A 7628-nucleotide genomic window follows, 5' to 3' on the forward strand; every position below is an offset into this window, starting at 1 on the left:
GGTTGAATGTGGTTTTGCTTTGGTGAAAGCATAAACGGATCATCCTTTTATAAGTGTTCTATAGACTATATTCGACATAAAGCAAGGAAATTCCTAGCACAATTTGACTTTTTCACCGGACTTCTAGAAGTGGTGCAGTAGTAGATAAAATGATGGCACTTATGATACCACCAAGCCCTGAGGCAACTGCTGATATACCTATTGCTTTACCACTTTTTCCTTGTTTCGTTAATTCATATCCATCCATAACCGTCGCTGCTCCCGCTGGAGTGCCCGGAGTGTTTAATAAAATTGCGGAAATTGAGCCCCCGTATACCGATGAACAGTAAATCGCGGCAAGCAAAATAATTCCTGTTGCTGGGTCCATCGTAAAGGTAAACGGAATAATGATGGCTATTGCCATTGTTGAACTTAGGCCAGGTAATGAACCCATTATCATGCCAAAGATTGTTCCAAAAAAGATTGTGATTAATATGGAAACAGAAAATACATTTGTAATAGCATCAAACCAAAGTTGCATGGTTGCACCTCCTTAAAAAATAATGCCTTCAAAGATTCCTTGGGGAATTAGCACTCTTAACAAATACTGGAAAATAATAATCACAGCTACAGTAGTACCTATCGAAATAGATAAAATTAGTTTCCAAGATTTATAGCCAATCATCCTTAAAAGAAAGATTAAAAATACAGGAGTCAATAATAAGAAACCAACAAAATTAAGAACAAGCAAATAAAATACTGAACTAACGACGGCATATACTACCTTTTTAATTTGCTCGATATTTTGAGGTGTCTTATCAGATTCTTGAGTTTCCCTATTTGGATTACGATGGGTATCTACGATAAGTGCGACGCAGAGTAGGATTAGTATAATGCTAAATAGTTGAGGCCAATCCGCAGCATCTTCGGTATAACTTAAACTAAATATATAGAAGAATAATGCTAATAAACCCATCGTACCAGCCAGATAATAATTAACTTTTACCATATTAAACCTCCTGACAAATTGACTTTAGTGGGGTGTGGCCCCCATAGTATGGGGGCCACAAATTATTATTCTACATCTCGGTTCATTGATTCATGGTACTCATTAATCCTTTCTTGGAAATCTTCAGGATTTTGGTACTCCGTATCCATTCCCAAGTTACTCATTTGTTCCTGATACTCCTCTTCATCGAATCCTTTTTTGAATGCCTCATGCAGGATATCAATTACTTCTTGAGGTGTTTCTTTAGGAACCGCAATTCCTCTCCATGATGATTCCGTTACTTCTAAACCTACCTCACTAGATGAAGGTACATCAGGATACACATCTGACCTTTCATCTCCCAGCACAACTAAGGCTTTTAAATTACCGGATTGCACTTGTCCTTCCGCAGCAGCAAAGTTACCAATTACAGCTTCATCATGCCCACCAGCTGTTGAAGCAATAGCACCTGATTCACCATCATAAGGGATAGCCTCTGCTTCCAAATCATATTGTGCAATAATATCTAATGCTGCATAATGATCGGAAGCCTGAGCACCAGAAGTTGAGATAGTAACCTCACCAGGATTTGCCTCTGCAAATTCAATGAATGACTCAAAATCATCATAAGGAGCATCTGCGTCTACATATAAGTAAGAAACATCGTTTACTAACTGAATAACTGGTTCAAAATCTTCGTGTGTAAAAGAAGTATTATTAAAAATAGGATTCGTAACAGCTGAACCGGTCATTAACAGCAATGTGTATCCATCAGGGTCTGCAGTGGATGCAGCCTGTTGTCCTGCTGTGCCTCCTCCACCTTCCTGATTTTCAATAACGATTGTTTCACCAAGATGTTCTTCCGTATGTTGACCAATCACCCTCGCTGTAGTGGTTGCTCCCCCACCAGCAGAAAATGGCACAATTACTTTTACAGGTTTATCTGGATAATTTTCAGCGCCTGAAGTTGCTTCGCTGCAACCTGCTAAAATTAAAATCAGGCCAATGAAACTAAATAATACAGATTTAAGTCCTAGTTTCTTCATTTTCAGAACCTCTCTTCTCATTTATTTTATTCAAGACTTTTTTCCAATCATCTGGTGTCTTATTATGGAATTCACTAGCCAAATTTAACTCCGTGATCCATGATAATTTATCTAAAGTTGCTTGCGACATTTGTGAAGGTTTTTGATTACTATTTAATAATTCAATCACATTCTCCATTTCCTTCGTTCTTCTAGCTGAATGGATTGCGGTTCCAGATACTAGTCTAGTAACTGTATGATCAAAAGATTGCCTTTCCATCGTTTCAGAGATGGATTTTATCACTCTATCTTCGACATCCAAGTGATGTGCAATATCTAATACTTCATATAAGAGAGTGGACATACCTTTCATGAATATACTTCTAATAAGTTTGATATTTATCGCATCTCCTACCTGGTCGCCAATGTTTTCTATTTTCATTTGATGTTGTTCCATCATGTTAATAAAAACATTTACACCACTACCACTAGCAATGATAGGAACTTTATGTTTATAAGCAGGAAGTGGCCCCATTAAGGCAGCATCCACAAAATAACCCTGCCCACTCATAATTTCTTCAAAAACCTGTTGTTTTGTGTTAGAATTAGCTGTTGTAACATCAATCTTCAATGTTTCCGGCTTTGCACCTTTAATGCTCTGCCAAGCATTAAAGGTGTGGTCTGCTGGTACCGCTACTATAATGACATCTACCCCCTCTATAGCATCGAAAGGGCTTTCATATAATACAACACCAGCTTCTTCGGCACGGCTTTGGACCAAAGTTGTTTGATGCATCTTATCAAAGGCGGTAATTCGAATATTATTCTCTTCTTTAAAACCCTTTGACATTTGGTAACCAACTTCTCCAAAACCTATAAATCCAATTTTCATGTTTTATCACCTATTTGTAAGTTTATAAAATCTCATATTCTATTCATTGTCTTGACCTATTTTTTCATCAAACCAAGAAGGTTTTTTTAATTCTTTAACTTTACCCTTCTTAAAATCATTGATAGATTGAATACGATCACTCTCATATGCTAGTTTCTTTTCGGCTTTGTCTAATGCCATCTCTATTTGATCTTTAGGTACTACGACAACACCATCGTCGTCCCCAATAATTAAATCTCCAGGCTTAACTTCTACATTGCCACAGCTTATTGGTATATTGAACTGACCTGGCCCGTTTTTGAATGGACCACTTGAAATAAATCCTTTTGCAAAAATAGGTAAATTCAGATTTTCTAACTCCTCTTTATCTCTAACTAACCCATCAATGACGATTCCTTCTAAGCCTATTGCGTCTGCTGAATGTGCCATTAATTCACCCAAATAGGCATTTGCTTTATGATCCTTTCCATCACATACAATTACATATCCTTCTTCTACTGAGTAAATTGCATGATGTAAATAAAGATTGTCACCAGGCGCAACATCAACAGTTATAGCTGTACCAACCATTTTCATTCCATTTTTAACAGGCTTTATTTGAAAATCCATCGTTGTGATACCACTTAGTGCATCTGCCAATAATGTACTGCTTAAAGCCCGAGCTCTATTAATAACATCTTCTGATAATAACAAATCATTCATTTTCCTCACCCCCTTTCAAAAGCTTTCCTAAATACAAACTCCCTTTAATTAGTTACCTATTTTACTTTGTTGTTTAGGTGAAATTTTCAAGTCTGAGTTTTTCCCAGCTTTTAATATAAAACTATCAACATGCCCATTATATAATTTTCCAAGACACCTTCCAGTTTCTAAAACTTTATCCAGATCTATTCCTGTGGAAATACCCATTTCCTCAAAACCATGGACTAGATCTTCTGTAGATATATTTCCACTAGCATTTGGCGAATATGGACATCCTCCAAACCCTGCTACTGAGCTATCAAAATCCCGTATTCCCTCCTCATATGCAGCAACAATATTGGCAAAGGCCATTCCTCTTGTGTTGTGCATATGAAGCGAAAATTTAAAATCCGGAAATTGTTTATATAACTCTTTAACTACTTTTCTAGTAAGTACAGGATTTGCCATTCCAGCGGTATCTGCTAGTGATATTTCTTTAATTCCTAATTCCCCGTATTTTTTACAAATGTCTATCAGTCTTTTCAACGGTACTTTTCCTTCATAAGGACAACCAAATGCAACAGAGATGGAGCCTGTTAAAGTCACTCTATTTTCTGAACATTTTTCCACTAATGGTTTAAATCCTTCTAGTGCTTCAGCAGTAAGACAGTTTGCATTACTCAAACTGTGAGAATCCGATGCCGACAGCATTAACTTTATTTTTTCGACTTTAGAAGTAATTGCCCTTTCTAATCCTTTCAAATTGGGAACTAAAGCACGGAAAGTAACATTCTCGTTTCTATTTATTTTTTCAAAAACTTCTTCAGCATCTTGTAACTGTGGTATCGCTTTAGGATGAACAAAAGAACTTACTTCTATTTGATTAAAACCACAATCTATTAATTCATTAATTACCCTTACTTTTACATCTGTATCGAGAACTCTGGGTAGATTCTGAAAACCATCCCTCGGACAAACTTCCGTAATTGTAACAGTTTCTGTACTCAACTTTTCCAACCTCCTTATATTATGCCATTTTTCTTTAGTCTTCGAATATCCTCTCGATTATACGAAAGTAGGGATTCCAGAATCCCTTCATTATGCTCTCCTAAATCAGGTCCTACATTTTTTATCGATCCAGGTGTATCGGAGAATTTAGGAACAATACCTGGCATTTTAAGTTTTCCAAGTCTAGGATGATTAACCTCAATGATATTCTCACGCTGTTTATACTGCTCATCCTCAAATATATCCTTAATGCTAAAAATGGGGCTCACTGGTACTCCATATTCATCTAATAAGCTTTGTAAATCATCCCTATTAAACATTTGAATCCAGTCTGCAATTATTTTATTAGTCTCTTCAAAACGGCTGAGACGTTCAACATTCGTACTATACCTTTCATCCGTTAATAAATCCTCTCTGTTCATTGCCTGAGCAAGTCTTTCAAAAGTACGATCAGAACTAGTTACTAATACAATCCAATTGTCATCCTTAGTTTTAAAAGTACCCGCAGGAGCTGAATGACCACTTAATCCAGGAGTACGTTCTTTCACAATGTCATTCTGATCATAATCAGCTATTAAAAATTCCAACATTCTAAAAACTGATTCATATAAACTAACATCTATATACTGCCCCGAACCCTCTTCGGTTGTGTCACGATGATACAATGCAACCATGGTAGAAAAGGCAACATATATACCTGTGATATAATCCGTTAAGGAGAAAGAAGGACTTATCGGCGGTCTATCAGGATAGCCATGCAGATAAGTAAATCCACTAAATGCCGTTGCAGGCGTTCCAAATCCAGCTTTGTCAGCATATGGACCAGTCTGCCCATAACCTGTTACTCTTGTTAAAATAATGTCTGGATCCCATTTCTTAATTTCTTCATAACCTATTCCCCACTTTTCTAAGGTTCCTGTACGAAAGTTTTCTATAACTACATCAGACTTGCTAACTAGCTTTTTAAATATTTCCTTTCCTTCTTCCTTTCTCAAATCTAATGTTAATGACTTCTTATTCCTTGATAATCCTGGCCATCTTAATGGTTCGCTGTCAGAAAATGGACCTAAGCCTCTTAAGGGATCACCTTTACCTGGTAATTCGATTTTAATAACTTCTGCTCCAAAATCCCCCAATAATGTAGCGCCAAATGGAGCAGCAATAACTGTAGACATATCTATTACTCTTATCCCATTTAATGGCTCCTTCAACTCCAAAGTATTCTCTCCTTTCTGAAATTAGCTATTTTCTTGCATTATTATGATGCTGTTCCTTAGTTTCTCTAAGTGTCTTTTTGTTTTTTCTACCGCTAATGTCTTGTCACGTTTTTTTATAGCTTCGAGTATTTCGGTATGCTCTTTTAGCGACTCTTTATACCGGGCAGGATTTTTCATTACTTTTCTTCTTACTTGTCTAATCATATTTACATTATTTTCCATCATGGAAACAAATACATAATTGTGTGTAGCCTCTGCTATTACAACGTGAAAATTGTTATCAGCTGAAACTTCTAATTCTGGTTTCTTAAGTTTTTCTTCCATAACTGTTAAAGCGTTTTCAATTTCAACAATGTCTTCCTTCGTAGCCCTTTCACATGCTAATTCTACTATTCTAGGTTCAAAAGCTTCTCTAGCTTCAAGGAAATAAATAATAGCTGACTTTTCTAATAAATCGATGGTGCTAAACGTTTCAGTAGCAAAATTTTTTTTATCTAATTTTTGGACATATCTCCCTCCACCTGTTTTTGAAACAATCAAACCTTGGGACTCCAATACTCTAAACGCTTCTCTCAATGACGAGCGGCTACAATTTAGTTTTATAGCTAAATCTCTCTCGGGTGGCAACCTTTCTCCAGACCTTAATTCTCCCTTTTGTAATAAGCTATATATTTGATTGACAATTTTTTCATAAACTCTTTCTGTTTTTATATTTTCGAACAAGGTTAATTACCTCCGCAATAAGAAAATAAATGCTAATTGGATCTTTGGGCTGTTGGTTAGTCCAATTATTGTTTAATATTGTAATCTAAATAAATTTAAAAGTCAATTGTTTCTTTTAGTTTTTTGATATCTCAAAGTTTTTCCAAAGTATTTTTATTAGCTGAATTTCTTTATCACACTTATACATCATTTCACCTCATTTGCATGTAACTTATCTCAGGTTAGAAAGAAAAAGGTGCAGAAACCTATCACTTCTATACCTTAAAACGAGACATGACCTGAGGATTTAACCAAAAATTATTACTCCGCATTATTAAATAATTTACCTTCGGCTTGCCGACGTATTTCGTTACCAAAGTCATCCAATATTTTCACTTCAATAACCGCCCCTTGAGAATAGCTTCACCGGTTGTTTCATCTGTTATAGTACTACTAGAAAGAGATGTACACCCCTCCCTCAATAATTAAATGATTTTCTCCAATATGCTAGCTTTTTCTTAGAATTTCATAGGCATCTGATTGAAACTTCCTCCATGGACAACATCGAACTTATATTATCGGAATTTTCCGATGTGATGCTATACGACCTCCCAAATTACCCGAGGGTAATTTTCTGAATTTTTTATGATCGCGCTTCTGCATTACTCCGCGCTGCTCACGGCCGCTTACCCTCCCATGTCTCACAGGATCATGTCCATACATTCCTTCGTTCGGCGTGTCCATGAGGCGGAGGCCGAATATGCTCCCTTGCGGGGTCCGTGCCCTAATGGATTGGATGAAGATCGGCTCTGCGCTTCAATTGTTTGCCCATGTCTTCGTTTTCAAGTTAGCTTGGTGACGTTTTGTTCCTTTTAAGTTGCTTCCTGTGTACACATCTGAGGTATATCGCTAAGCATTTTTTCACCATCAAACTTACATTGCTTTGTACCGATGACAAAGAATACCCGAATCAGCTTACTACAAAGGGCAATGAGCGATTCTTTGGGTTTGAGCGGATGATCAGATCGTGACTTATAATAGTCATGCAGTTTCCGGAAGTATGGGTTATGAAGCACCAGGGAACGGGCAGCCAGGTATAACGTCTTCCGGAGCCCCTTTCGTCCCCGTTTGGTTAT

Annotated in this window: 9 protein-coding genes; all 9 read right to left on the bottom strand. The window is 36.8% G+C overall.

Annotated features, from left to right (window positions below; genetic code table 11):
- Positions 1 to 112: 112 nt before the first annotated feature.
- Positions 113 to 520 carry a tripartite tricarboxylate transporter permease gene (locus E4U82_RS18790; protein ID WP_135111779.1) on the bottom strand — a complete coding sequence of 136 codons (408 nt, stop codon included), beginning with the start codon at positions 518 to 520 and terminating at the stop codon, positions 113 to 115.
- Positions 521 to 532: 12 nt separating this feature from the next.
- On the bottom strand, positions 533 to 988 hold the full coding sequence (locus tag E4U82_RS18795) for a tripartite tricarboxylate transporter TctB family protein (protein ID WP_135111780.1): 456 nt from the start codon (positions 986 to 988) through the stop codon (positions 533 to 535).
- Between the two features lie 65 nt (positions 989 to 1053).
- Entirely contained in the window at positions 1054 to 2013 is a 960-nt protein-coding gene (locus E4U82_RS18800; protein ID WP_167751492.1) for a tripartite tricarboxylate transporter substrate binding protein, read from the bottom strand.
- Positions 1994 to 2884, bottom strand: a complete 891-nt coding sequence (locus E4U82_RS18805; protein WP_135111782.1) for a DUF1932 domain-containing protein — start codon at positions 2882 to 2884, stop codon at positions 1994 to 1996. Before E4U82_RS18805 ends, E4U82_RS18800 begins: the two co-directional genes overlap by 20 nt.
- A gap of 39 nt (positions 2885 to 2923) precedes the next feature.
- Positions 2924 to 3586 carry an RraA family protein gene (locus E4U82_RS18810; RefSeq protein WP_135111783.1) on the bottom strand — a complete coding sequence of 221 codons (663 nt, stop codon included), beginning with the start codon at positions 3584 to 3586 and terminating at the stop codon, positions 2924 to 2926.
- Positions 3587 to 3634: 48 nt separating this feature from the next.
- Entirely contained in the window at positions 3635 to 4573 is a 939-nt protein-coding gene (locus E4U82_RS18815; protein WP_209300611.1) for a hydroxymethylglutaryl-CoA lyase, read from the bottom strand.
- A 14-nt stretch (positions 4574 to 4587) separates the two neighbouring features.
- A complete protein-coding gene (locus E4U82_RS18820) occupies positions 4588 to 5790 on the bottom strand; it encodes a CaiB/BaiF CoA transferase family protein (RefSeq protein WP_280689772.1) in 1203 nt (400 codons plus the stop codon).
- Positions 5791 to 5811: 21 nt separating this feature from the next.
- Positions 5812 to 6513, bottom strand: coding sequence for a FadR/GntR family transcriptional regulator (locus E4U82_RS18825; protein WP_135111785.1), 702 nt, complete (start codon positions 6511 to 6513; stop codon positions 5812 to 5814).
- A gap of 851 nt (positions 6514 to 7364) precedes the next feature.
- Positions 7365 to 7628, bottom strand: a 264-nt coding sequence (locus tag E4U82_RS18830; RefSeq protein WP_167751493.1) for an IS110 family transposase, incomplete at its 5' end; no start/stop codon positions are given.

This window comes from Lentibacillus salicampi, from assembly GCF_004565465.1.
Lineage (GTDB): Bacteria > Bacillota > Bacilli > Bacillales > Amphibacillaceae > Lentibacillus > Lentibacillus salicampi.

Bases quoted from the DNA above. Each gene is read 5' to 3' on its own strand.
- E4U82_RS18795 (WP_135111780.1), bottom strand. From the start codon at position 988: ATGGTAAAAGTTAATTATTATCTGGCTGGTACGATGGGTTTATTAGCA.
- E4U82_RS18810 (WP_135111783.1), bottom strand. From the start codon at position 3,586: ATGAATGATTTGTTATTATCAGAAGATGTTATTAATAGAGCTCGGGCT.
- E4U82_RS18800 (WP_167751492.1), bottom strand. From the start codon at position 2,013: ATGAAGAAACTAGGACTTAAATCTGTATTATTTAGTTTCATTGGCCTG.
- E4U82_RS18805 (WP_135111782.1), bottom strand. From the start codon at position 2,884: ATGAAAATTGGATTTATAGGTTTTGGAGAAGTTGGTTACCAAATGTCA.
- E4U82_RS18790 (WP_135111779.1), bottom strand. From the start codon at position 520: ATGCAACTTTGGTTTGATGCTATTACAAATGTATTTTCTGTTTCCATA.